The organism is Stutzerimonas stutzeri (assembly GCF_019090095.1).
In the GTDB taxonomy this organism is placed as follows: Bacteria; Pseudomonadota; Gammaproteobacteria; order Pseudomonadales; family Pseudomonadaceae; genus Stutzerimonas; species Stutzerimonas stutzeri_AN.
The window spans coordinates 272,673-297,359 of the sequence record NZ_JAGQFP010000001.1 but is presented as its reverse complement, the minus strand read 5'-3'; the positions used below and the strand labels follow the sequence as shown (position 1 = coordinate 297,359).

General features: G+C 61.0%; 25 protein-coding genes and 1 tRNA gene. 17 read left to right on the top strand and 9 right to left on the bottom strand.

The genetic code is table 11. The features are described from left to right. Nucleotides 1–12: 12 nt before the first annotated feature. From KVO92_RS01255 to KVO92_RS01230, 6 genes are all read left to right on the top strand, one after another. The gene (locus KVO92_RS01255; RefSeq protein WP_217473886.1) at nt 13–576 is read left to right on the top strand and encodes a cupin domain-containing protein; all 564 of its coding nucleotides are present in this window, start codon (nt 13–15) and stop codon (nt 574–576) included. Between the two features lie 238 nt (nt 577–814). Then, complete coding sequence (locus KVO92_RS01250) at nt 815–2,416, top strand: ABC transporter substrate-binding protein (protein WP_217473885.1); 1,602 nt, start codon at nt 815–817, stop codon at nt 2,414–2,416. Nucleotides 2,417–2,589: 173 nt separating this feature from the next. Beyond that, entirely contained in the window at nt 2,590–3,600 is a 1,011-nt protein-coding gene (locus tag KVO92_RS01245) for an ABC transporter permease subunit (RefSeq protein ID WP_217473884.1), read from the top strand. Nucleotides 3,601–3,613: 13 nt separating this feature from the next. Further along, nucleotides 3,614–4,525: an ABC transporter permease subunit gene (locus KVO92_RS01240; RefSeq protein WP_217473883.1), complete on the top strand. Its 912-nt coding sequence runs from the start codon at nt 3,614–3,616 to the stop codon at nt 4,523–4,525. A 49-nt stretch (nt 4,526–4,574) separates the two neighbouring features. Continuing rightward, a complete protein-coding gene (locus tag KVO92_RS01235) occupies nt 4,575–5,603 on the top strand; it encodes an ABC transporter ATP-binding protein (RefSeq protein ID WP_217473882.1) in 1,029 nt (342 codons plus the stop codon). Continuing rightward, entirely contained in the window at nt 5,593–6,606 is a 1,014-nt protein-coding gene (locus tag KVO92_RS01230) for a peptide ABC transporter ATP-binding protein (RefSeq protein WP_217473881.1), read from the top strand. The genes KVO92_RS01235 and KVO92_RS01230 overlap by 11 nt, the downstream gene beginning before the upstream one ends. Here the strand turns inward: KVO92_RS01230 and KVO92_RS01225 are convergent. Next, nucleotides 6,583–6,885 (bottom strand): DUF1652 domain-containing protein, encoded by a 303-nt coding sequence (locus KVO92_RS01225; protein WP_217473880.1) that lies wholly within the window; start codon nt 6,883–6,885, stop codon nt 6,583–6,585. The two genes, KVO92_RS01230 and KVO92_RS01225, sit on opposite strands and share 24 nt — an antisense overlap. Before the next feature lie 159 nt (nt 6,886–7,044). After that, nucleotides 7,045–7,134, bottom strand: a tRNA-Ser gene (locus tag KVO92_RS01220). A gap of 127 nt (nt 7,135–7,261) precedes the next feature. Between KVO92_RS01220 and KVO92_RS01215 the strand changes: the two genes are divergently transcribed. From KVO92_RS01215 to KVO92_RS01185, 7 genes are all read left to right on the top strand, one after another. Beyond that, on the top strand, nt 7,262–7,927 hold the full coding sequence (locus KVO92_RS01215) for a Bax inhibitor-1/YccA family protein (RefSeq protein ID WP_217473879.1): 666 nt from the start codon (nt 7,262–7,264) through the stop codon (nt 7,925–7,927). Between the two features lie 87 nt (nt 7,928–8,014). After that, nucleotides 8,015–8,407 carry a sulfurtransferase complex subunit TusD gene (gene tusD, locus KVO92_RS01210; RefSeq protein ID WP_217473878.1) on the top strand — a complete coding sequence of 131 codons (393 nt, stop codon included), beginning with the start codon at nt 8,015–8,017 and terminating at the stop codon, nt 8,405–8,407. Then, nucleotides 8,407–8,766 (top strand): sulfurtransferase complex subunit TusC, encoded by a 360-nt coding sequence (gene tusC, locus KVO92_RS01205; protein WP_217473877.1) that lies wholly within the window; start codon nt 8,407–8,409, stop codon nt 8,764–8,766. Before tusD ends, tusC begins: the two co-directional genes overlap by 1 nt. After that, nucleotides 8,766–9,068 carry a sulfurtransferase complex subunit TusB gene (gene tusB, locus KVO92_RS01200; protein ID WP_217473876.1) on the top strand — a complete coding sequence of 101 codons (303 nt, stop codon included), beginning with the start codon at nt 8,766–8,768 and terminating at the stop codon, nt 9,066–9,068. The genes tusC and tusB overlap by 1 nt, the downstream gene beginning before the upstream one ends. Continuing rightward, entirely contained in the window at nt 9,065–9,400 is a 336-nt protein-coding gene (locus tag KVO92_RS01195; RefSeq protein WP_217473875.1) for a TusE/DsrC/DsvC family sulfur relay protein, read from the top strand. The genes tusB and KVO92_RS01195 overlap by 4 nt, the downstream gene beginning before the upstream one ends. Continuing rightward, nucleotides 9,397–10,380, top strand: coding sequence for a glycosyl transferase family protein (locus KVO92_RS01190; RefSeq protein WP_217473874.1), 984 nt, complete (start codon nt 9,397–9,399; stop codon nt 10,378–10,380). The genes KVO92_RS01195 and KVO92_RS01190 overlap by 4 nt, the downstream gene beginning before the upstream one ends. Before the next feature lie 87 nt (nt 10,381–10,467). Beyond that, nucleotides 10,468–11,466, top strand: a complete 999-nt coding sequence (locus KVO92_RS01185; RefSeq protein ID WP_217473873.1) for a glutathione S-transferase family protein — start codon at nt 10,468–10,470, stop codon at nt 11,464–11,466. Nucleotides 11,467–11,513: 47 nt separating this feature from the next. Here the strand turns inward: KVO92_RS01185 and cysG are convergent, their stop codons facing one another. The 6 genes from cysG to ftsK all read right to left on the bottom strand — a co-directional run bounded on the left by cysG (nt 11,514) and on the right by ftsK (nt 19,265). Then, nucleotides 11,514–12,911, bottom strand: a complete 1,398-nt coding sequence (gene cysG, locus KVO92_RS01180; RefSeq protein WP_217473872.1) for a siroheme synthase CysG — start codon at nt 12,909–12,911, stop codon at nt 11,514–11,516. Between the two features lie 179 nt (nt 12,912–13,090). Beyond that, nucleotides 13,091–14,371 (bottom strand): serine--tRNA ligase, encoded by a 1,281-nt coding sequence (gene serS / locus KVO92_RS01175; protein WP_217473871.1) that lies wholly within the window; start codon nt 14,369–14,371, stop codon nt 13,091–13,093. A gap of 72 nt (nt 14,372–14,443) precedes the next feature. Continuing rightward, complete coding sequence (gene crcB / locus KVO92_RS01170) at nt 14,444–14,818, bottom strand: fluoride efflux transporter CrcB (protein WP_217473870.1); 375 nt, start codon at nt 14,816–14,818, stop codon at nt 14,444–14,446. Continuing rightward, a complete protein-coding gene (locus KVO92_RS01165) occupies nt 14,815–16,140 on the bottom strand; it encodes a replication-associated recombination protein A (RefSeq protein WP_217473869.1) in 1,326 nt (441 codons plus the stop codon). The genes crcB and KVO92_RS01165 overlap by 4 nt, the downstream gene beginning before the upstream one ends. 76 nt (nt 16,141–16,216) lie before the next feature. Then, the gene (lolA, locus tag KVO92_RS01160; RefSeq protein ID WP_217473868.1) at nt 16,217–16,843 is read right to left on the bottom strand and encodes an outer membrane lipoprotein chaperone LolA; all 627 of its coding nucleotides are present in this window, start codon (nt 16,841–16,843) and stop codon (nt 16,217–16,219) included. Nucleotides 16,844–16,859: 16 nt separating this feature from the next. Next, nucleotides 16,860–19,265: a DNA translocase FtsK gene (ftsK, locus tag KVO92_RS01155; RefSeq protein ID WP_217473867.1), complete on the bottom strand. Its 2,406-nt coding sequence runs from the start codon at nt 19,263–19,265 to the stop codon at nt 16,860–16,862. Nucleotides 19,266–19,478: 213 nt separating this feature from the next. Here ftsK and trxB point away from each other — a divergent pair, with 213 nt between their 5' ends. From trxB to infA, 4 genes are all read left to right on the top strand, one after another. Further along, nucleotides 19,479–20,426, top strand: a complete 948-nt coding sequence (gene trxB / locus KVO92_RS01150; RefSeq protein WP_217473866.1) for a thioredoxin-disulfide reductase — start codon at nt 19,479–19,481, stop codon at nt 20,424–20,426. A 42-nt stretch (nt 20,427–20,468) separates the two neighbouring features. Then, nucleotides 20,469–21,149: a leucyl/phenylalanyl-tRNA--protein transferase gene (aat, locus tag KVO92_RS01145; RefSeq protein ID WP_217473865.1), complete on the top strand. Its 681-nt coding sequence runs from the start codon at nt 20,469–20,471 to the stop codon at nt 21,147–21,149. 52 nt (nt 21,150–21,201) lie between these two features. Then, nucleotides 21,202–21,909 carry an arginyltransferase gene (locus KVO92_RS01140; RefSeq protein WP_217473864.1) on the top strand — a complete coding sequence of 236 codons (708 nt, stop codon included), beginning with the start codon at nt 21,202–21,204 and terminating at the stop codon, nt 21,907–21,909. 99 nt (nt 21,910–22,008) lie between these two features. Continuing rightward, the gene (infA, locus tag KVO92_RS01135) at nt 22,009–22,227 is read left to right on the top strand and encodes a translation initiation factor IF-1 (RefSeq protein ID WP_002553999.1); all 219 of its coding nucleotides are present in this window, start codon (nt 22,009–22,011) and stop codon (nt 22,225–22,227) included. A 167-nt stretch (nt 22,228–22,394) separates the two neighbouring features. On the opposite strand, the gene clpA is transcribed toward infA, so the two are convergent. After that, nucleotides 22,395–24,665: an ATP-dependent Clp protease ATP-binding subunit ClpA gene (gene clpA / locus KVO92_RS01130; protein WP_217473863.1), complete on the bottom strand. Its 2,271-nt coding sequence runs from the start codon at nt 24,663–24,665 to the stop codon at nt 22,395–22,397. Nucleotides 24,666–24,687 lie beyond the last annotated feature (22 nt).

The window sequence follows — 24,687 nt, the reverse complement described above, 5'->3', positions numbered from 1 at the left end:
AGGCGGGCCCTCATGACTGTCGATCGCATCGGTGAACGTTTACGCCGGCACAGACGTGCCGCGAATAAGACCTTGAACCAGGTTGCCCGGGAGTCCGGGCTGACCGCGAGCTTTCTTTCCCAGGCCGAACGCAACCTCACGGGCATCTCGATATCGTCCCTGGCAAACATCGCCAAGTCGCTCGGCGTACCGCTCAATTCGCTGTTCGATCAACCCAGCCAGGCGCAACCGGACTCGCATCAGGGCGAGCGTGTGCGCTACACCATCGAAGGTCAGCCGCTGACCTATGAGCGTCTGTCGACGAACTTTCCGGGCAATCTGCTCAACGCCGTCAAGGTCAGCCTGCCGGTGGGTTACCAGTCCGAACTCATCGCCCACGACGGCGCCGAGTTCGCCTATGTGCTATCCGGACGGATCGTCTACACCGTTGACGGTCGCGACTATCCCCTGGCGTGCGGTGACTCCATCCACTTCGATGCCGGCAAACCCCATCACTTGGCGAACGTCGGCGATCAGGTGGCCGACGTGTTGACCGTTACCACCATGGGGCTGTTCGATGATCTGACCAGCCGTTGAACCCGGACCCTTCCCCGTCCAACGGCTGCCCTCGATATTTAGCACCACTTAATTTCGGTTGACCCTGTTTTCAGCATGACTTAATTTCGGGTCAGGCTAGGCTGTAGTTTCCGGACTCGGTCTCCAACAGTGTTCTGCGCCGAGCGGGCGACCCCCAACGGCGGCACCGGCGTGCAGTGAGTCACTGTTCGGTCCACAAGACCAATCCTCGATGAACATAAAAAAGAATGAGGTTTGCATGCGAAACAATTTGTCCATCCGAACGCTGCTCGCTGCGAGCATTCTCCTCGGCTCACCCCTGAGCTTCGCCGCCAGCAATCTGGTGTACTGCTCCGAAGGCAGCCCCGCCGGCTTCGACCCTGGCCAGTACACCACGGGCACCGATTTCGATGCCTCTGCCGAAACCGTGTTCAACCGTCTGGCGCAGTTCGAGCGCGGCGGTACCCTCGCCAAGCCGGGCCTGGCGACCAGTTGGGACATCAGCGACGACGGCCTGACCTACACCTTCCACCTGCGCCCCGGTGTCAAATTCCACACCACGGACTACTTCACGCCCAGCCGCGAATTCAACGCCGACGACGTCGTCTTTACCTTCCAGCGCATGCTGGACAGGAACCATCCGTTCCGAAAAGCCTATCCCAGTGAGTTTCCCTACTTCACCGACATGGGGATGGACAAGAACATCACCAAGGTCGAAAAGGTCGACGACATGACGGTGCGTTTCACGCTCGGCGAGGTGGACGCCGCCTTTATCCAGAACATGGCGATGCACTTCGCCTCGATCCAGTCGGCCGAATATGCCGATCAGTTGCTCAAGGCCGGCAATGCCGAGCAGATCAACCGCAAGCCGATCGGCACTGGGCCCTTCGTCTTCAGTCGCTATCAAAAAGACGCGCAGGTGCGGTTCAAGGGCAACAAGGAATACTGGATCCCGGAAGACGTGAAGATCGACAACCTGATCTTTGCCATCACCACCGATGCCTCGGTCCGAGCGCAGAAACTTCGCGCCGGCGAATGCCAGGTCACATTGAACCCTCGCCCCGCCGACCTGAAGGCGCTGCAGGACGACCCCAACGTCAAAGTGCCGAACCAACCCGGCTTCAACCTTGGCTACATCGCGTACAACGTGGAGCACGAGCCGCTCGGCAAAGTTGAAGTACGCAAGGCGCTCGACATGGCGATCGACAAGAAGTCGATCATCGAGGCGGTTTATCAGGGCGCAGGGCAGCTGGCCGTGAACGCCCTCCCGCCTACCCAGTGGTCCTACGACGAGAGCATCAAGGGCACCGAATACGATCCTGATAAGGCCCGCGAATTGCTCAAGCAGGCCGGCGTCAAGGAAGGCACCGAGATCACGCTCTGGGCCATGCCGGTACAACGTCCCTACAACCCCAACGCCAAGCTGATGGCGCAGATGATCCAGGCTGACTGGGCCAAGATCGGCATCAAGGCGCGCATCGTCAGTTATGAATGGGGCGAGTACATCAAGCGCTCCCACGCGGGCGAGCACGACGCCATGCTGATCGGCTGGACGGGCGACAATGGTGATCCGGACAACTGGCTCAACACCCTGTATGGCTGCGATGCGGTGGGTGGCAACAACTTTTCCATGTGGTGCGACCCTGAGTACGACAAGGTCGTCAAGCAGGCCAAGCGCATGACGGATCAGGCTGAGCGCACCAAGCTTTATCAGCAGGCGCAGCACATCATTCAAGAGCAGGTGCCGATCACCCCCATCGCGCATTCGACGGTCTACCAGCCGATGCGCAACAGCGTTGAGGGCTTCAAGATCAGCCCGTTCGCACTCAACTCCTTCTACGGCGTGGAAAACAAGCGCTAGTCAGATGAACGACCGGACTGGCTGCAGGCGGGTCCGGTCGTCAACCGCGCTTTTTTCTTGTCCTCCGCAATCCCGTTCGGCTGCAGCCGCCGCGGTCGCGGTCGATCAGCCGTTGCGGAATCGCCTCGCCGACGCGCCTGTAGCCGGCAAGGCCTGATAGGAGTTCTGTCACGATGTTCAGTTTCGTTGCCCGCCGACTGGGCTTGCTGATTCCGACCTTTTTCGGGATTACGCTGCTCACCTTCGCCCTGATTCGCATGATTCCCGGCGACCCGGTGGAAGTGATGATGGGCGAGCGCCGGGTCGACCCGGAAATGCATGCCCAGGCCATGGAACGCCTTGGTCTGAACAAACCGCTCTACCTGCAATACATCGATTACATCGCACGGCTCGCACAGGGTGACCTCGGCGAGTCGCTGCGCACTCGCACCAGTGTCTGGAAGGAATTCACCACGCTGTTCCCGGCCACCCTCGAGCTGGCCCTTGCCGCGCTGTTCATTGCCGGCACCCTCGGGATACTGGCCGGCGTGATCGCGGCGCTCAAGCGCGGATCGCTGTTCGACCACGGCGTGATGGGCGTGTCGCTGGTCGGGTACTCGATGCCGATCTTCTGGTGGGGGCTGATCCTGATCATGTTCTTCTCGGTCGGCCTGGGCTGGACGCCCGTATCAGGACGCATCGACCTGCTCTACGACGTGCAACCGGTGACCGGTTTCATGCTCATCGACACCCTCCTCAGCGATGAAGAAGGTGCGTTTCTCGACGCGTTGCACCATATGATCCTGCCCGCCATCGTATTGGCGACGATCCCTTTGGCGGTGATCGCTCGCATGACGCGCTCGGCCATGCTCGAAGTGCTGCGCGAGGACTACGTGCGGACCGCGCACGCGAAAGGCCTGTCGCCGAATCGGGTGGTATTCGTCCATGGGCTGCGCAACGCGCTGATTCCCGTGCTTACCGTGTTCGGCCTACAGATCGGCACGTTGCTGGCCGGAGCCGTGCTGACCGAAACCATCTTCTCCTGGCCCGGCATCGGCAAATGGCTGATCGAATCCATCGGTGCGCGTGACTACCCGGTGGTGCAAAACGGCATTCTGCTGGTGGCCTGCCTGGTCATTCTGGTCAATTTCACCGTAGACATTCTCTACGGGCTGGCCAACCCCCGCATTCGTCACCAGCGCTAAGGAGGCCGGGCACATGAATAACGTCGATACCCTGCCGGTCGCCGAGCCGACGCCCTACTACCCATCCCCACTGCGAGAATTCTGGAGCGCCTTTTGCCGCAACAAAGGCGCGCTGGGCGGCCTGATCTTCATGGTATTGCTGATCGTCTGCGCCTTGTTCGCGCCTGTGCTGGCGCCCCATAACCCCACCGAACAGTTCCGTGACTTCCTGCTCACGCCGCCCGCATGGCAGGACGCGGGCACAGCGCAATTTCTTCTGGGCACCGACGAGCTGGGACGGGATATGTTGTCCCGCCTGATCCACGGCGCACGCCTGTCCCTGCTGATCGGCCTGGCTTCGGTCGTCTTCTCGCTGATCCCAGGCATCCTGCTCGGGCTGATGGCCGGTTTTTCGCCCACCGCAATGGGGCCGTTCATCATGCGTTTGATGGACATCATGCTCGCGCTGCCTTCGCTGCTGCTGGCAGTGGCCATCGTGGCGATTCTCGGGCCCGGCCTGATCAACACCATTTTCGCCATCGCCATCGTGTCGCTGCCCTCCTACGTGCGTCTGACCCGTGCAGCCGTCATGACCGAGCTCAACCGCGACTACGTCACCGCATCCCGGCTGGCGGGCGCCGGCACGCTCCGGCTGATGTTCATCAGCGTGTTGCCCAACTGCATGGCGCCGCTGATCGTGCAGGCGACCTTGAGTTTCTCCTCGGCGATCCTGGATGCGGCTGCGCTGGGTTTTCTTGGCCTCGGCGTACAGCCGCCTACCCCGGAATGGGGCACGATGCTGGCATCGGCGCGCGACTATATCGAGCGCGCCTGGTGGGTGGTTTCGCTGCCCGGCCTGGCGATTCTGCTCAGCGTGCTGGCGATCAACCTGCTTGGCGACGGCCTGCGCGACGCGCTGGATCCGAAGCTCAAGAACGCCACCTGAGGAGCTCATCGATGCGTTATCCAAGAACACTGCATAGGGAGATCCGCCCATGAGTCTCCTGGAAATCCAGAATCTCTCCGTACGCTTTGGGGACGCCGGCGCGCCGCCTGTGGTCGACGGGCTCGACCTGCGTGTCGAACGTGGCGAAGTGCTGGCCATCGTCGGCGAATCCGGTTCGGGCAAATCCGTCACGATGATGGCGCTGATGGGCCTGGTCGACCCGCCAGGCAAAGTTACCGCTGAGCGCCTCCAGTTCGCCGATCATGATCTGTTGACCCTGAAGGGGCGCCAGCGCCGACGCGTAATCGGCAAGGACCTGGCCATGGTGTTCCAGGATCCGATGACAGCGCTCAACCCCAGCTACACGGTGGGGTTCCAGATTGAGGAAGTGCTGCGTCAGCACCTGGGGCTCAAGGGCAAGGCCGCTCGGCAGCGCGCACTGGAGCTGCTCGAGCGCGTCGAAATCCCAGGCGCAGCCAATCGCCTCGATGCCTATCCGCATCAGCTCTCGGGTGGCATGAGCCAGCGCGTGGCCATCGCCATGGCCATCGCCGGTGAGCCGCAGCTGCTGATTGCCGACGAGCCCACCACGGCACTCGACGTGACCATCCAGGCGCAGATCATGGAATTGCTGCTGAGCCTGCAGCGCGATCAGAACATGGCGCTGATCCTGATTACCCACGATCTGGCCGTCGTGGCCGAAACCGCCCAGCGGGTCTGTGTGATGTATGCCGGTCAGGCTGTGGAAACCGGTCGTGTGCCGGCGCTTTTCGAGGCCCCGGCTCACCCTTATACCGAAGCGCTGCTGGCCTCGATCCCAGAACAATCCAACAACCGCCGACTGACGACGCTGCCAGGTATCGTGCCCGGCCGCTACGACCGACCAGCCGGCTGCCTGCTTTCACCACGCTGTCCTTATGCCCAGCCACGATGTGCTGAACGACCGGCGCTCGAGCCTTACGACCGCGGTGAAGTGCGCTGCTTTTTCCCGCGCAACATGACAGCTGGCGAAGCACCCGACGTGCGGCCAGCAGCGCAACGTCCGAGCCAGCGACCCGGAGAACAACATGTCTATTGAGGTAGCGACAGGCAGCGTGCTGTCGGCACGTGAGCTGACCCGCCACTATGAGATCTCGCGTGGGCTATTCAAACCACACGCCACTGTACGAGCGCTCAATGGCGTGTCTTTCGAACTGGCGGCCGGAGAAACCCTTGCCGTGGTAGGCGAATCTGGCTGCGGAAAGTCCACTCTTGCGCGCGCGTTGACGCTTATCGAGGAGCCGACTTCCGGTTCGCTGCAGATCGCCGGGCAGGAAGTCGCAGGCGCCGACAAGGCCCAGCGCAAGCAGCTGCGCCGCGACGTGCAGATGGTCTTCCAGAACCCCTACGCGTCACTCAATCCAAGGCAAAAGATCGGTGACCAGCTGGCCGAACCGCTGGTCATCAATACCGGACTGTCACGCAGCGAACGCCGTGAGCGGGTGCAGGCGATGATGCAACAGGTCGGCCTGCGACCCGAGCACTACCAACGCTATCCGCATATGTTCTCCGGCGGCCAGCGCCAACGTATCGCCCTGGCGCGCGCCATGATGCTCAACCCCAAGGTGCTGATTGCCGACGAGCCGACGTCGGCGCTGGATGTCTCGATCCAGGCCCAGGTGCTGAACCTGTTCATGGACCTGCAGGAGCAGTTCAACGCCGGTTACGTCTTCATCTCCCACGATCTGGCGGTGGTCCGCCATGTGGCCGACAAGGTGCTGGTGATGCACTTCGGCAGCCCGATGGAGATGGGCCCGGCCGAGCTGATCTACACCCGTCCCCTGCATCCTTATACCCAGGTATTGCTCGCGGCGACCCCCAGCATCCGACCCGACACCGCACGACCGAAGGTCCGCGTCAGTGGCGAACTGCCCAACCCGCTCGATCCGCCCGGCGGCTGCCCCTTCCATACCCGCTGCCCGCACGCCACCGAACGCTGCAGCGCGGAAGTGCCGGCCTTCCGGCCATTGGACGACCGGCTGGTGGCCTGCCATTACGCCGAGCAGGTCGGTGAACCTTCACGCACTGCGTCGGTGGCCTGACGGGCGCAGATCGGCGGGCTGTTGCCTGCTCATGCGCTCGAACAGAGCCGGTCTCACGGCGGCCACGTCGAGTTCGATCACGCTGACGAGCGTGGCCAGCTGAGCCCGGGTAACCGATACGCCACAAGGCAGCCCGGGAAGGACCAGCGATTCGCCGGTCAGCTCGTCGAGCAGCATCGCCTGGATGGTCTGGGGAGAATCCATCGTGGCGCAGAACCGCAATGGCTTGAAATGTTCCTGCACGAGCGCCAACGCCTCAGGCAGCCTGATCCGGGTCATCCGACAATTCCTTTGTCTGAGCGGACAATCTGACAGCCAAGCGTACCTGCCGCCTGGCCAACAAACGCTTCGTGGATCGGAAGCCTGGACCTCCGACCCGCGATTTGTCATCCATGAAACGACGAAGGCCCCGGAATCCGGGGCCTTCGGTCTGCAATATGGCGGAGGAGGTGAGATTCGAACTCACGGAAGAGTTTCCCCTTCGACGGTTTTCAAGACCGTTGCATTCAACCGCTCTGCCACTCCTCCGCAGAGAGCGGCCGCCATAGTACCCGAACGAAACACACTGTCAAACTCTGTTATTAGGACGAAACGAAAGCTCTGTTATGATCGAGCCAGTTCGTTAAAGGCTGAACCCATCTACAGGAGTGTCGCCATGCTCAGGCAACAGTACGCATCCACGCACACGCAGGTTGAACAGAAGGAAGTCAGTCGCGTTCTGCGCAACACTTACGGGCTTCTCGCCATTACGCTGGCCTTCAGTGCGTTCGTCGCCTATATGGCCATGCAGGCCAACGCAGCCTACCCGAACATCTTCGTGGTGCTGGTCGGCTTCTATGGTCTGTTCTTCCTGACGGTCAAACTGCGCAATTCCGTGTGGGGTCTGGTTTCGACCTTCGCCCTGACCGGTTTCATGGGCTATACGTTGGGGCCAATCCTCAACATGTACCTGGGTACCGCCAACGGCGGCGAGTTGATTGCCTCGGCGTTGTCGATGACTGCCCTGGTGTTCTTCGGCCTGTCAGCCTTCGTGCTGATCACACGTAAGGACATGAGCTTCCTCAGTGGCTTCATTACCGCGGGCTTCTTCGTCCTGCTGGGCGCGATGGTTGCCGGGTTCTTCTTCCAGATCAGCGGCCTGCAGTTGGCAATCAGCGCCGGCTTCGTGCTGTTCTCGTCGGCCTGCATCCTGTTCCAGACCGGCGCGATCATCCATGGCGGCGAACGCAACTACATCATGGCCACCATCGGTCTGTACGTGTCGCTGTACAACCTGTTCATCAGCCTGTTGCAGCTGATGGGGATCATGGGCGACGACTGACCGCTACGGTTAGAAAAGCCCGCTTCGGCGGGCTTTTTCGTTTTTGCAGCTGGCGTATCATGTCGCGCACTGATGATTCGGTGACTTATGAAGTTTGTGATAGCCCTGTTCGAGCCCCCCCACTCCCCTGCATCGAGGCGCGCCCTGCGCTTCGCCGAAGCCGTATTGGACAGCGGACATGAAATCGTCCGCCTGTTCCTCTACCAGGATGGCGTGCATAGCGCGTCGGCCAATGCCGTGAGCGCTCAGGATGAACTGGACGTTGCTGCGCAATGGCGCGACCTGATCAACCAACACGGCCTTGACGGTGTCGTCTGCATTGCCGCCGGATTACGGCGTGGCGTGCTCGACGCGCAAGAGGCCAAACGGTATCAGCGCCCTGCTGCCAACCTCGCGGAGGGCTGGGAACTTTCGGGGCTGGGTCAATTGCATGAAGCCAGCCAGCAGGCCGACCGGCTGGTCTGCTTTGGAGGGCATTGATGGCACGTTCGATGTTGATCATTAGCCGTCAGGCACCCTGGTCCGGTCCATCGGCAAGAGAAGCGCTGGATATCGTTCTGGCTGGCGGGGCGTTCGAACTACCGCTCGCCATGCTGTTTCTCGACGACGGCGTATTCCAGCTGGCCGCTGAGCAGCAGGCCAATCGGCTGCAACAGAAGGACCTCACGGCAAATCTCCAGGCGCTGCCCATGTTTGGGATCGAGGCATTGTTCGCCGCACAAAGCAGCCTCGACGAACGCGGACTGAAGCACACCTCGCTCTCGCTCCCGGTGAAGCTGCTGGACGATGCCGGCCTCGGCGACCTGATCAACCGCTACGACCACGTGATTACCCTCTGATGGCCACCTTGCACCTGCTCTCCCATTCCCCCTTTGCCGATAGCCGCCTGGCCAGCTGCCTGCGTCTCTTGGCTGCCGACGACGCACTCCTGCTTTGTGGCGATGCGGTGTATGCCGTACAGGACGGCACGGATCAACGCCAGACGCTGGAACGGTTGCCCGCCGGTATCGCCTTGTTCGCCCTGGAGGAAGACCTCGATGCCCGCGGCCTCGACGCGCTGCCATCGCGGCTACAGGCGGTCGACTATGCCGGCTTCGTGGCGCTCTGCTGCCGTTATGCGCGGACCAACGCCTGGCTATGAATACCTTGGAGGTCAATGGCAGCTGTGTAGCGGTGGACCCGGAAGGCTTTCTGGTCAACCTCGACGATTGGACCGAGCCGGTGGCGTCGGCTTTGGCCGAAGCTGAAGGGATCGACCTGCAGCCTGAGCATTGGGAGATTCTGCGATTGCTGCGCGAGTTCTATCAGGAATTTCAGCTGTCACCTGCAACGCGCCCGCTGATCAAGTACACCGCCTTGAAGCTCGGACCGGAAAAAGGCAATAGCATGCATCTGAATCGTCTATTCAAAGGGACCCCGGCCAAGCTCGCAGCCAAACTGGCGGGCCTGCCAAAACCGAGCAACTGCATATGAGCCTGGTTACTCCACCCGAACACCCCTTCGCGACCTTTGTTCGCATACTGGGCAAAGGCAAACGCGGCGCGCGCGACCTGACGCGGGATGAGGCGCGCGAGGCCATGGGCATGCTGCTGGACGGCAAGACCGAAGAGACGCAACTTGGCGCCTTCCTGATGCTGCTGCGTCACAAGGAAGAAAGCGCCGAAGAACTGGCCGGCTTCACCGAGGCGGTTCGCGCCCGACTGCACGCGCCAGAGATCGCGGTAGACATCGACTGGCCGAGCTATGCCGGCAAGAAGCGTCACCTGCCCTGGTATCTGCTCGCGGCCAAGTGCCTGGCGCAACAAGGCATTCGGATCTTCATGCATGGCGGTGGCGCTCACACCGCAGGACGCGTCTATACCGAGCAGCAAATCGAGCTGCTGGGAATCGCCCAGTGCAACGATTGGGCAAGCACCGCAGCGGCGCTGGACAGTCACAACCTCGCCTTCATGCCCCTTGCTGCCTGGATGCCAGGGCTGCAGCGAATGATCGACCAGCGCAACATCCTTGGCCTGCGCTCGCCGATCCATTCGCTGGCGCGCATTCTCAATCCGCTAGGCGCTCGCTGTGGCTTGCAGAGCATCTTCCACCCCGGCTATCAGGCCAATCATCGCGAAGCCAGTCGGCTGCTCGGCGATACATCGATCGTGATCAAGGGTGAAGGCGGCGAAATAGAGGTCAACCCCGATGGCGTCGCGCACCTGTACGGGACCCAGGCGGGCAACGCCTGGGACGAAGACTGGCCTGCGTTGTCGGCGCAGCGTCACCTGAAACCGGTGCAGCTCGATCCGCAGCAGTTGCTTGCCGTCTGGCAAGGCTCGGCTGAAGACGCGTATGGCGAGCTGGCAGTAGTGGCGACCATCGCCCTGGCGTTGCGAGGCCTGGGGCGCCCGCGCGATCAGGCGTTCGTCGAGGCAAGGCGGTATTGGGCGCAACGCAACCCATCGAGCTAGGCGATGGGTTTGACCGGTGATTGCGGCACATCCGTCGAACCAACCCTTCTAGACTGCCCCTAAACCTGAAAGCGTGAGGAGGCAAATATGGGGCTGCTGGTCGATGGACATTGGCAAGACCGTTGGTACGCGAACAGCGATGACGGCGAGTTCCAGCGCGAGCAGGCGCAACGTCGGGACTGGGTGACGAAAGATGGCGCTCCCGGTCCGGACGGCCAAGCGGCCGTCAAAGCCCAAGCCGGGCGCTTCCACCTCTATGTATCGCTCGCCTGCCCTTGGGCACACCGCACCCTGATCTATCGCAAGCTCAAGCAGCTCGAACCGCTGATCGACGTGTCGGTGGTCAGTTGGCTGATGGCCGATCATGGTTGGACGTTCGACACCCAAACCGGCTCAAGCGGCGACGCGCTGGACGACCTGCAGTACCTGTACCAGCGCTACACCCAGGACGACAGGCATTACACCGGACGGGTAACCGTGCCGGTGCTCTGGGATCGCCAGCAACAACGCATCGTCAATAACGAGTCCGCTGAGCTGATCCGCATATTCAACAGCGCCTTCGACGAGTTGACCGGCTCGACGCTGGACCTGTACCCCGAATCGCTGCGCGCCGAAATCGACATGCTCAACGAGCGGATCTATCCGCGCGTCAATAACGGCGTCTATCGCGCCGGTTTCGCCACCACCCAAGACGCTTACGAAACCGCGTTCGATGAGCTCTTCGCTGAGCTTGACTGGCTGGAGCAGCGCCTCGGCGAACGGCGTTATCTGACCGGTGAATACCTGACCGAGGCGGACTGGCGACTATTCACCACGATCATTCGCTTCGATCCTGTCTACCACGGTCATTTCAAGTGCAACCTGAGACGAATCGAGGACTACCCGAACCTGTCCAACTGGCTACGCGAGCTCTACCAATGGCCCGGAATCGCCGAAACCGTCGACTTCACCCATATCAAGAGTCACTACTACGCGAGCCACCGCCATATCAATGCCAATGGCATCATCCCCAAGGGGCCGGAACTGGCGCTGGATCGCGCGCACGATCGCGACCGCCTGCCGGGGAAGGGAATCTGCTCACGCTGAGCAGGTGATCAGCCGTAGCGCCGCCCCTGGCCGCACCGGCACCATGATCACTCAGACGCGGTGCCGGCTCCTTCGAACCAGGCAAGCTTTTCACGCAATTGCACCACTTCGCCGACGATCACCAGCGTCGGCGCCTGCACCTGTTCGCTGGCGACCGTCTCGGCCAGATTGGCCAAGGTCCCGGTGAACACCCGCTGATGGTTGGTGGTGCCCTGCTGGATCAACGCCGCGGGCGTATCGGCACTGCGGCCATGGGCGATCAACTGCTGGCAGATGACGGGCAACCCCACCAGCCCCATGTAGAACACCAGGGTTTGGCCGGGCGCGACCAATTCCGCCCAGGGTAGATCGCAACTGCCGTCCTTCAGATGGCCGGTGACGAAACGAACCGACTGGGCATGATCTCGGTGGGTCAGCGGGATTCCCGCGTAGGCGGCGCAACCACTGGCGGCCGTGATGCCCGGAACGACCTGGAACGGTATGCCATTGGCCGCCAACTCTTCGATCTCTTCACCGCCGCGCCCAAAGATGAACGGATCCCCGCCTTTCAGGCGCAACACGCGCTTGCCTTGCAACGCCAGCGTCACCAGGCGCTGATTGATCTGCTCTTGAGGCACGGCGTGATCGGCGCGCTGTTTACCGACATAGACTCGATCGGCGTCACGGCGGCAAAGGTCGAGAATGGCCGGAGCGACCAAGCGGTCGTAGAGCACTACGTCGGCTTGCTGCATCAGACGCAGTGCGCGGAAGGTCAACAGGTCCGGGTCACCTGGGCCTGCACCGACGAGGTACACCTCGCCAAGACGCTTCGGCGAGGCGCCAGCGAGTTTTTCCTGCAGCAGTCGCTCGGCCTCATGCACCTGCCCTGCCATGGCCCGCTCAGCGATGTTGCCCTGGAAAACCTCCTCCCAGAAAACGCGGCGTTGCTGCACGTCAGCCAGCGCTGCCTTGACCTGGCTGCGAAATTTCTTTGCCAGACCGGCCAGTTGGCCGTAGGCCGCCGGAATCCAGGTTTCGATACGCGCACGTATCAGGCGTGCCAGTACCGGGGCATCGCCGCCGCTGGACACGGCGATCACCAACGGCGAGCGGTCAACGATTGCAGGGAAAATGACCGTACACAGCGCTGGCGAATCCACTACGTTGACTGGCATGCCAAGGGCTTTGGCATCGTGCGACACCTCTGCATTCAACGGTTCGTCGTCAGTGGCCGCTATCGCCAGAACGCAGCCGCTCAGGTCATCGCGGGCATACCCGCGCCGCAGCGCCTGCCCTGCTCCTTGCTCGACCAGCTCGATCAGCTGTGGCTCGATCTGCGGCGCGACCACACGCAACACCGCGCCGGCCTCTGAAAGCAGGCGCGCTTTGCGCAAGGCAATCTCACCCCCGCCGACCACCAGCACCGTGCGACCCTTGAGATTGTGAAACAGCGGCAGAAATTCCATCAGCGAATCCAGGTGTCCAGAAAGGTTGAGCCATCTCAGCCACTACACGGGAGCGGGCCCTTGTCGATAATCAAGGAGTCGGGATAGTGCCGACAACCGCCCCCCTGGGCGACGATTCACCGCACCGCACCGCACCGCACCGCCTCGCCCCGCCCCAAGACGATCTCGTGCGGCGCTGATCAGCCGATGACTTCGATTCCGCCCATGTAGGGTTTCAGGACGTCCGGGACCTGGATGCTGCCATCCGCCTGCTGGTAGTTCTCGAGCACCGCGACCAGCGTCCGGCCGACCGCCAGGCCAGAACCATTGAGCGTGTGCACCAGCTCAGGTTTACCCGTCTCCGGGTTGCGGAAGCGGGCCTGCATACGCCGGGCCTGGAAGTCGCCACAGTTGGAGCACGAGGAGATTTCACGGTACTTGTCCTGGCTCGGCACCCAGACTTCCAGATCGTAGGTCTTGGTAGCGCCGAAGCCCATGTCGCCCGTGCACAACGCCAGCACGCGATACGGCAGCCCCAACAGCTGCAGCACCTTTTCGGCGTTGGCGGTAAGGCCTTCAAGCGCGTCGAATGACTGGCTCGGCTCGACGATCTGCACCATCTCGACCTTGTCGAACTGATGCTGGCGAATCATGCCCCGGGTATCGCGGCCGGAGGCACCCGCTTCGCTACGGAAGCACGGCGTGTGCGCGACGAACTTCAACGGCAGCTGTTTGGCGTCGAGGATCTCACCGGCGACGATATTGGTCAGCGATACCTCGGCGGTCGGGATCAGATAGAAGTCGGCCTCGTTTTCACGGCTGATCTTGAACAGATCCTCTTCGAACTTCGGCAGCTGACCGGTGCCCAGCAGCGCAGGTGCTTGGACCAGATAGGGCGTGTACGCCTCCTCATAGCCGTGTTCGCGGGTATGAAGGTCGAGCATGAACTGCGCCAGCGCGCGATGCAGGCGCGCAATCGGCCCACGCATCAGGGCAAAGCGTGCACCCGAGAGCTTGGCGGCGGTTTCGAAGTCGAGCCAGCCATGCTGCTCGCCAAGCGCCACGTGATCCTTGACTTCGAACTCGAACGACTTCGGCGTGCCCCAGCGGCGCACCTCGACGTTGTCGTCTTCGTCCTTACCCACCGGGACGGACTCATGCGGAAGGTTCGGCAGGCTCAGCATCAGCTGATCCAATTCGGCCTGGATGCCGTCTAGCTCGACTTTGCCGGCATCCAGTTCGGAAGCCATGCGATCGACATCGGCAAGCAAGGGAGCGATGTCTTCACCGCGCTGCTTGGCCTGACCAATCGACTTGGAACGCGCATTGCGTTCGGCTTGCAGTTGCTCGGTACGGGTCTGCACGGTCTTGCGCTGTGCTTCCAGCGCCTCGATACGCGCCACGTCCAGCTGGTAGCCGCGAGTAGCCAGGCGATCGGCGACTTCTTGCAGCTGTGTGCGTACCAGTTTCGAATCAAGCATGGTGGGTCTCGTCTATGAAAGCTTTGAGGAAAGGCAGAGAGGAAACGGAGTTTACTGTCATCGCGGCCAGGTTCATAACCTGGCGAGTGAAAGTCCGGCCCACGCGGCCAGCAGCCCGCCAAGTACGCTGACGCCGATATAGCCGAAGGCGGTTGCAACCTGGCCGCTCTCGAGCAGGCGCAACCCATCGAGCGAGAAGCTGGAGAAAGTCGTCAGGGCACCCAGAAAACCGATGATGAGCCCACCCCGCAGCTCCGGCGAAATATCCGGACGCGCCAAAAAGAACGCGTACAGGTAGCCAATCAGCAGGCAACCGACCAGGTTGACCGCCAGCGTGGCCAGATAGAAATGGCGGGGCCATTGGGTCGATACCCAGGTCGCGGCAGCGAAGCGGATCAGCGTGCCGAGCACGCCACCGACCACGACGGCCAAGGCCATCCGAATCATGTCTTTCTCCGCTGACGTGGACTTTCGCGATCCAGGCGCGCCAGATGCTCGAGCTTGTCGCGAATCTTGCTCTCCAGCCCGCGCGGCACCGGTTGATAGTACTGACGCGGCGCCATGGCGTCCGGAAAATAATCTTCGCCCGCCGCGTAGGCATCGGGCTCGTCATGGGCGTAGCGGTACTCGTTGCCGTAGCCGAGCTCTTTCATGAGCCGGGTCGGCGCATTACGCAAATGCAAAGGCACTTCCTGCGAGCCGTTTTCGGCTACATCACGCAGCGCCGCCTTGTACGCCACGTAGACCGCGTTGCTCTTTGGCGCGCAGGCCAGGTAGACGATGGCCTGCGCGACTGCCAGCTCGCCTTCCGGGCTGCCCAGACGCTCCTGTACGTCCCAGGCGGACAGGCACAGGCCCATCGCACGCGGATCGGCATTGCCGACCTCCTCGCTGGCCATCCGCACCACGCGGCGCGCGATATAGAGCGGGTCGCAACCGCCGTCGATCATTCGCGCAAACCAGTACAGCGCAGCATCCGGATTGGAGCCGCGAACGGACTTGTGCAGTGCGGAAATCTGGTCGTAGAACGCTTCGCCGCCCTTGTCGAAGCGCCGGCGGCTATCACCCAACAGATCCTGCAGCAGCTCGACGCTGATCTCACCGCCCTCTTCAGCCAGATCAGAGGCGTTTTCCAACAGGTTCAACAGGCGTCGGCCATCACCATCGGCCGCAGCCATGAGTACCTGGAAACTGTCCTCGGGCAGGCTGAGGTGCATGTCGCCCAGACCTTTGGATTCGGTCAACGCGCGCGTAACCAGTTTGCGCAGCGCCGCCTCGTCGAGACTTTTGAGCACGTACACACGCGCTCTGGATAACAGGGCGTTGTTGAGTTCGAACGAAGGGTTCTCGGTTGTGGCACCGATGAATATCAGCGTGCCGTCCTCAACGTACGGAAGGAAAGCATCCTGCTGCGACTTGTTGAAACGGTGCACCTCGTCGACGAAGAGGATGGTGCGACGCCCATATTGCGCCGCCTGTTGCTTGGCGACTTCTACCGCCTGGCGGATATCCTTGACGCCTGCCAGCACCGCCGAGACGGTCTCGAAGTGCGCGTCGGAAACCTTGGCCAGCAAGCGCGCCAAGGTCGTCTTGCCTACCCCGGGCGGGCCCCAGAACACCATTGAGTGCAGCGCCCCCTGCTCCAACGCTTCGCGCAGCGGCTTGCCACGTGCCAGTAGATGCTCCTGCCCGACATATTCGTCGAGGCTGGTGGCACGCAAGCGAGCGGCAAGTGGCTGAGCGACAGGTTCGCGACTGAACAGGTCCATCGCGGGCAGGTACCTCTCTATGCGAACGGCCAGCTGTTAAGCGGGCCGCATCGGTGCGTATAGGCAGCGGCTGGCGTCATTCAGAAATGACGTCGGCGCCTTTGGGAATCTCGAACGTGAACAGATCCGCCTTGAGCGGCTGGTTCAACTTGACCCCTTGAAACAGGATATTGGTGCGCTGGCCCACGCCATCGATCATCTGCATGTCATTGATCACGCCACCACGAAACGACAAGCGCAGGCTATCGAACAGGGTGTCTTTCGCCTTGGGCTTGAGCGTGAAATCGACCACCTCACCCGCTTCCTGATGCGACACATCGAAATTCTCGCTAATCGCCGACACGTCACCTGAAAGCAACAGCGCCGGCGTATGTGTCAGCCGCTGATCGAGCGTCTGGATGGTCACCTGCTCGAGGTCCGGGTCGTACAACCAGACCTTCTTACCGTTGGAGACCAGCAGCTGCTCCATCGGCGCGTCGGTATGCCAGCGAAACTGCCCGGGACGCTTCAGGGCCATCTCGCCGGATGTCTCCTGGAGTTGCGTACCGGTACCGTCGAGCGATAGCTGAGAGAAACGGCCGGTCAGAGTCTCGGCCTTCTCCAGCAGACCGGTAAGGCGCTGTACCGAAGCGGCCTGGTCGGCATAAGCCGGGACCAGGGTAAACAGCAGCGCGGATGCAAACAGCGTGCGAATCAATTGCATGAAACCCTCGGTGCGACTAGTCGCGGATGGGAGGCGGCGCGAGCACTTCGCGCGAGCCGTTGGTATTCATTGAGGTGACGACACCGGCCATTTCCATGGCTTCGATCATTCGAGCCGCACGGTTGTAGCCGATCTTGAGTTTGCGCTGCACCGCGGAGATCGAGGCGCGACGGCTCTCGGTGACGAAACGTACGGCTTCGTCGTAGAGCGGGTCTTCCTCGCTGCCTTCACCGCCGCCGCCCTCGCCACTGGAGCCATCGAAGCCGCCGCCGGCGTCTTCCACTCCGGCGAGGATTTCTTCGATGTAATCTGGCGCGCCGCGGGCCTTCCAGGCTTCCACTACGCGATGGACCTCGTCATCCGAGACGAAGGCCCCGTGTACGCGAATCGGCAAGCCGGTGCCAGGCGGCAGATAGAGCATGTCGCCATGGCCGAGCAGTTGTTCGGCGCCGCCCTGATCGAGGATGGTGCGCGAGTCGATCTTGCTGGATACCTGAAAGGCCATACGCGTCGGAATGTTTGCCTTGATCAAGCCGGTGATTACGTCCACCGATGGCCGCTGGGTCGCGAGAATCAGATGGATACCCGCTGCTCGCGCCTTCTGTGCGATACGGGCGATCAGCTCTTCGACCTTTTTACCGACGATCATCATCATGTCGGCGAATTCGTCTACCACCACGACGATGGTGGGCAGCTTCTTCAGCAGCGGCGCTTCATCTTCCATGCTCTGGCGGCGATACAACGGGTCGGTGAGCGGCGTTCCGGCCTCCTCCGCTTCTTTCACCTTGCGGTTGAACCCCGCCAGGTTGCGCACGCCCATGGCCGCCATCAGCTTGTAACGACGCTCCATCTCGGCGACGCTCCAACGCAGCGCGTTCGCCGCCTCCTTCATGTCGGTGACGACCGGACACAGCAGGTGCGGGATGCCTTCATAGATCGACAGTTCGAGCATTTTCGGGTCGATCATGATCAGCCGGGCATCTTCCGGCGTGGATTTGAAGAGGATCGAAAGGATCATCGCGTTCACGCCAACCGACTTACCGGAACCGGTGGTACCGGCCACCAACAGGTGGGGCATTTTCGCCAGGTCGGCGATCACCGGCTTACCGCCAATATCGTGACCGAGTGCGATGGTGACCGGCGATTTGGCGTCGTCGTAGGGCGCTGACGACAGCACTTCCGAGAACCGCACGATCTGACGATCTTCGTTGGGAATCTCGATGCCTACGGTGGTTTTGCCGGGAATTACCTCGACCACCCGCACACTGATCACCGCCAAGGACCGTGCGAGGTCCTTGGCGAGGTTGGAGATTCGGCTGACCTTGACCCCGGCGGCTGGCTGTATTTCGAAACGGGTAATGACGGGACCGGGATGGACCGACTCGACGATGACCTCGACACCGAACTCCTTCAGTTTGATTTCCAGCAGCCGCGACATCGCTTCAAGCGATTCGGGCGAATACTGCTTGTGCTGTTTTTCAGCCACGTCCAAGAGTGACAGTGGAGGCACACTGCCCTCGATCAGCGGATCGACGAACAGGTTGGCCTGCTTTTCTTTCAAGACGCGCTTGCTCTGCTCGACCGGCTTCGGCGGCGCGGCCGGCGGAATAACCGGTGCTGGGCGTTTCTCCCGCTCGCTCATGTGCTTGCTCAGCGACTCTTCGCGCTCGAGCAAGCGCTCCTTTACCTTCGCGCGTTCGCGCTGGTCGGAGAGCGACCCTGCCACGTCGTTAACCACGTCATCGGCTTCTCGCAGTTGCGCAACGAGCTGCTTGCGTTCATTACGGGCGGACCACCAGCGGCTGAACAGGCTCTGAATCAGCTCGATCAGATCGAGCGTGATCTTGCCGGTCAGATCCATCACTTTGAACCAGGACAGGTCGGTAAATACCGTCAGGCCGAACAGAAAAAACGCCAGCAACAACAGGGTGCTGCCTTGCACGTTAAGCGCCGCTTCGGCCAGCTGTCCGAGGCTTTCACCTAGAGCGCCTCCTGCCGACGCCGGTAGGTTGTTGGCGAACTGGAAATGGATATAGGCCAGCGCGGAGCCGGAAAGAATCAGGAATACGAGCCCGATCAAGCGCCAGGAAAACAGCCAGCCGTTCCAGGTCCATGGCTGATGCCGCGCGCGGAATACCTGCCAGGTCTTGATGCCCAGCAGCAATGGAAACAGGAACGCGAAATAGCCGAGCGCCATGAACAGCACATCGGCAAACCAGGCCCCGGCGCGGCCGGCGGCGTTCTGGACTTGCTGGACGTTGCTGGTATGGGTCCAGCCTGGGTCGGCCGGGTCGTAGGTGAGCAATGCCATCCAGAGGTACGCGCACAGCGCTCCGAGCGCGATCAAGGCACCCTCTTTGAGACGGTAATGCAATTGCTGTCGCCAGACGGAAGCCGGCGCGGTAGAGGAGGTATTCTTCAAAACGCTTTATTTCCTGCGCCTGCGGCGCGCTCTATGAACCGTAGTCAGCCTGAACCCGGCCATTGTACGGGTTTGTCGATTCGATGGCATGCCGGTTCCTCGCCGGCTTGGGCTTTTCTCGATGCTTCGGTGTAGCATAAACGCCAGTTTTTACTATGCGGCTCGACTGGAGCACGCTTCTCTATTCGCAACAAAGGCTTATGAGGGCTTTTTATGAATGAAGTCAAGCATTCACGTCTGATCATCCTCGGCTCAGGCCCGGCCGGTTATACCGCCGCGGTGTACGCGGCCCGCGCTAACCTGAAGCCACTGATGATCACCGGTATCCAGCCGGGCGGCCAGCTCACCACCACGACGGAAGTGGATAACTGGCCAGGCGATGTGGAAGGCCTTACCGGCCCGGCATTGATGGAGCGGATGCAGAAACACGCCGAGCGCTTCGATACCGAAGTGGTGTTCGACCACATCCACACCGCCGAACTGCAGCAGCGCCCCTTCATTCTCAAGGGTGACAGTGCCACCTACAGCTGCGACGCGTTGATCATCGCCACCGGCGCCTCAGCCCAATATCTTGGCCTGCCGTCGGAGGAGGCATTTGCTGGACGCGGCGTATCGGCCTGCGCTACCTGTGACGGTTTCTTCTACCGCAACCAGGTAGTGGCCGTGATTGGCGGTGGCAACACAGCGGTCGAGGAAGCGCTGTACCTGTCGAACATCGCCAAGGAAGTTCACCTGATCCATCGTCGCGACAAGCTGCGCTCGGAGAAGATTCTTCAGGACAAACTGCTGGACAAGGCGACCAACGGCAATATTCGGCTCCACTGGAATCACACCCTGGAAGAAGTGCTTGGCGATGCCAGCGGCGTCACCGGTGTCCGCCTGAAAAGCACCCTGTCTGGCGAAGAACAGAAGCTTGAGCTGTCGGGGGTTTTCATCGCCATCGGCCACAAACCCAACACTGACCTGTTCCAGGGTCAGCTCGAGATGCGCGATGGCTACCTCAAGGTCAAAGGCGGCAGTGAAGGCGACGCCACCTGCACGACCATACCAGGCGTATTCGCAGCGGGCGATGTGGCCGATCACGTCTATCGCCAAGCCATTACGTCTGCTGGCGCCGGCTGCATGGCCGCACTCGATGCCGAAAAGTACCTGGACCAGTAAGACACGCCGGGGCGGCATCGCCGCTCCTTTCTGGCGACCAATATGCTGACCTGGCTGCAACGCGACGACCTGTCGTTCCCCCCCTTGGAGAAGGCCATGCGAGAACCCAATGGGTTGCTCGCGGCTGGCGGGGATTTGTCGCCCGAGCGCTTGATGGCGGCCTACCGTCACGGCTGCTTTCCCTGGTACCAGGAGGGCCAGCCGCTGCTCTGGTGGTCGCCTGACCCCCGCACGGTTCTCTATCCCGAGGAACTGCATGTCTCTCGCAGCCTGCGCAAGAAGCTGCGCCAGGAAGTATTCAACGTCACGTTCGACCAAGCCTTTAGAGCCGTGATCGAAGGTTGCGCCGGGCCTCGCAGCTATGCCGACGGCACCTGGATCACGACGCCAATGCAGGACGCCTACGTGACGCTGCATCGCCTCGGCGTCGCACACTCGGTCGAAGTCTGGCAAGACGGACGATTGGTCGGCGGGCTCTATGGGCTCGCAATGGGTCGACTATTCTTCGGCGAATCGATGTTCAGCCATACGACCGATGCTTCCAAGGTGGGATTCGTGACATTAGTGGAACGTCTCCGCGACTGGGATTTCAAATTGATTGACTGCCAGATGCCGACGCAACACCTGGCCAGTTTCGGCGCACGGCCCATCCCCCGCCAGGTCTTCGCCGAAGCGCTTGCGAAGCATCTGGACGAACCCAGTTCAGCCCGATGGGAGCCCTAGTCGACGAAGCCAAGCTGACCTACACTGATTTCAAGTTTTCCGAGAGCTGACCATGACTTCTTTGGCTCGTCTCAAGTTCTACGCGACCCAGCCTCATGCGTGCAGTTATCTGCCCGATGAACAGGCCACCACACTCTTCCTCGACCCCAGTCAGCCGATGGATGTGCAGGTGTACGCCGAGCTGTCTGAAATGGGCTTCCGCCGTAGTGGCGACCACCTTTATCGTCCGCATTGCCAGCGCTGCACCGCCTGCATCCCCGCGCGGATACCGGCCGACGGACTACAGCTCAACCGCCAGCAGCGACGCATCCTCAAACGCAATGCCGACCTGACGGTCACCAGCGTCCGCCCCTCGTTCACCGAAGAGTATTACTCGCTCTACGCCACCTATATCGAACAACGTCATGCGGACGGCGATATGTACCCGCCGAGCCGGGACCAGTTCCATACCTTCCTGGTCCGCGATCTGCCGTTCTCCCGCTTCTACGAGTTCCGACTGGAAGGACGACTGCTCGCGCTGGCCGTCACCGATGTGCTGCCCAATGGGCTATCTGCGGTTTATACCTTCTACGACCCGAACGAAGAACGCCGGAGCCTTGGTCGCTTCGCCATTCTCTGGCAGGTCGGCGAGGCAGCGCGGCTTGGTCTGAAGGCGATCTACCTGGGCTACTGGATTAAGAACTGCCGCAAGATGAACTACAAAACCGAGTACCGCCCCATCGAACTACTGGTTAACCAGCGCTGGATTACTCTGAGCTGAGCCCTTGGCTCTCGGGACCCTTTCAGGCACAATACTTGCCGCTTTTACCCGGGCATTTTTCGCGCCGGGTTACTCATTGGACACCGAGGGCTTTACTGAATGTCGAAAGAAGACAGCTTCGAAATGGAAGGTACTGTCGTCGACACCCTGCCCAACACCATGTTTCGCGTGGAGTTGGAAAATGGGCACGTCGTTACTGCGCACATCTCCGGAAAGATGCGCAAGAACTACATCCGGATTCTGACCGGTGACAAAGTTCGCGTCGAACTGACGCCCTACGACTTGAGCAAAGGTCGTATTACCTACCGCGCTCGTTAACGAAGCGCGAGAACGAACGCCCGGTAACCGCCGGGCTTTTTGTTGTGCTGAATTATTCCACGGTCAGCCAAAGCGTCATCTGTACCCGGCACACCGCCACCGACACGGTCAAACGAAAAACGCCCGGCAAATGCCGGGCGTTTTTCGTTTCGATGCACCTATCCGGACTATGCCAGCTCGGCTGACGTTTCGAACTCGAAGAAGGGCTCGTCGTCGCGAATATCGATGTGCACCACACCGCCATGTTCGGCCAACTCACCGAACAGAATCTCCTCAGCCAGCGGTCGCTTGATCTTGTCCTGAATCAGGCGAGCCATTGGCCGCGCACCCATTTGCGGATCGTAACCACGCTCGGCCAACCAGCCACGGGCCGCATCGGACACCTCGAGCGTGACATGCTTGTCCTCGAGCTGCGTCTGCAGCTCGATGAGGAACTTGTCGACAATACTCTTGATGACCTCGTGGCTCAGGCGACCAAACTGGATGATCGTATCCAGGCGATTACGGAACTCCGGCGTAAAGCTCTTCTTGATCACCTCCATGGCATCCGAGGCGTGATCCTGATGAGTGAAACCAATCGAAGCCCGGGCGGCGGTCTCCGCACCGGCATTGGTGGTCATGATCAGGATTACATTACGGAAGTCGGCTTTGCGACCGTTATTGTCGGTCAGGGTCCCGTGATCCATTACCTGCAGCAGCAGGTTGAATACTTCCGGATGCGCCTTCTCGATCTCGTCGAGCAGCAACACGCAATGAGGCTGCTTGGTAATGGCCTCGGTCAGCAATCCGCCCTGATCAAAACCGACATAGCCGGGCGGCGCGCCAATCAAACGCGACACCGTATGACGCTCCATGTATTCCGACATGTCGAAACGAACCAGCTCGATGCCCAATGCCCGCGCCAATTGCCGCGCCGCCTCGGTCTTACCGACACCGGTAGGGCCAGCGAACAGGAACGAGCCGACCGGCTTGTCCGGCGCTTTCAACCCAGCCCGGGATAGCTTGATGGCGGTGGCGAGCGAGTCGATGGCGTCATCCTGACCAAAGACCGTCAGCTTCAGATCGCGCTGCAGATTGCGCAGCAACTCCTTGTCGGACGTACTGACGTGCTTGGGTGGTATGCGCGCGATTTTCGCGATGATGTTTTCAACCTGCTCCACATCGATCCGCGGCGCCCGCTTGTCTTCAGGCAGCAGACGCTGATAGGCACCCGCCTCGTCAATGACGTCGATGGCCTTGTCCGGCATGTGGCGATCATTGATGTAACGCGATGACAGCTCGGCCGCGGCACGAAGAGACTCATCGCTGTACTCGATGCCGTGATGCTGCTCGAAACGACCCTTCAAGCCGCGCAGAATGCCGATCGTGTCCTCCACCGAGGGTTCGGAAACGTCGACCTTCTGGAAGCGTCGGGCCAGCGCACGGTCTTTCTCGAATATGCCGCGAAACTCCTGGAAGGTGGTCGAGCCGATACAACGGATCTCCCCGGAAGACAACAGCGGCTTGAGGAGATTGGACGCATCCATCACCCCACCCGACGCCGCGCCGGCACCGATAATCGTATGGATTTCATCAATGAACAGAACAGCCTGAGGCCGCTTACGCAGCTCGTTCAACAACGCCTTGAAGCGCTTCTCGAAGTCCCCACGGTACTTGGTCCCAGCCAGCAATGCACCCAGATCGAGTGAATAGACGACACTGTCCGCCAACAGGTCCGGAACCTGGTGATCGACGATTCGCTTGGCAAGTCCCTCGGCGATCGCCGTCTTGCCGACCCCAGCCTCACCAACCAGTAGCGGATTGTTCTTACGCCGACGGGCAAGAATTTGCGCCACCCGCTCGACTTCATGCTCACGCCCAACCAGTGGATCGATCCGCCCCTGGCGGGCGAGATCATTGAGGTTGCTGGCGTACGCATCGAGCGGATTGCCAGATGCGGTGGCTTCGCCGCCCTCTTCGTCTTGCATGTCCGAGTCGCTTTCAGGATTGCCGTTGTGGCCTGGCACCTTGGAAATCCCATGAGCGATGTAATTGACCACATCGATGCGCGCGACATTTTGCTGCTTGAGCAGGAATACCGCCTGACTCTCCTGCTCGCTGAAAATGGCGACCAGGACATTCGCTCCTGTGACTTCGCGCTTGCCGGAGCTCTGGACATGGAAAACAGCACGCTGGAGCACACGCTGGAAGCCCAAGGTTGGCTGCGTTTCACGCTCCTCGTCATGCTGAGGAATCAACGGCGTCGTGGAGTCGATGAACTCCTGCAAATCATGGCGTAACTTGTCGAGACTGGCCCCACAGGCCCGCAAAACCGTTGCGGCTGCTTCGTTATCCAGCAAGGCTAACAGGAGATGCTCGACGGTCATGAATTCATGACGCTTGGTACGAGCCTCCTTGAAAGCCAGATTCAAAGTGACTTCGAGCTCACGGTTCAACATAGCTTTCACCTCTTACCCAGCA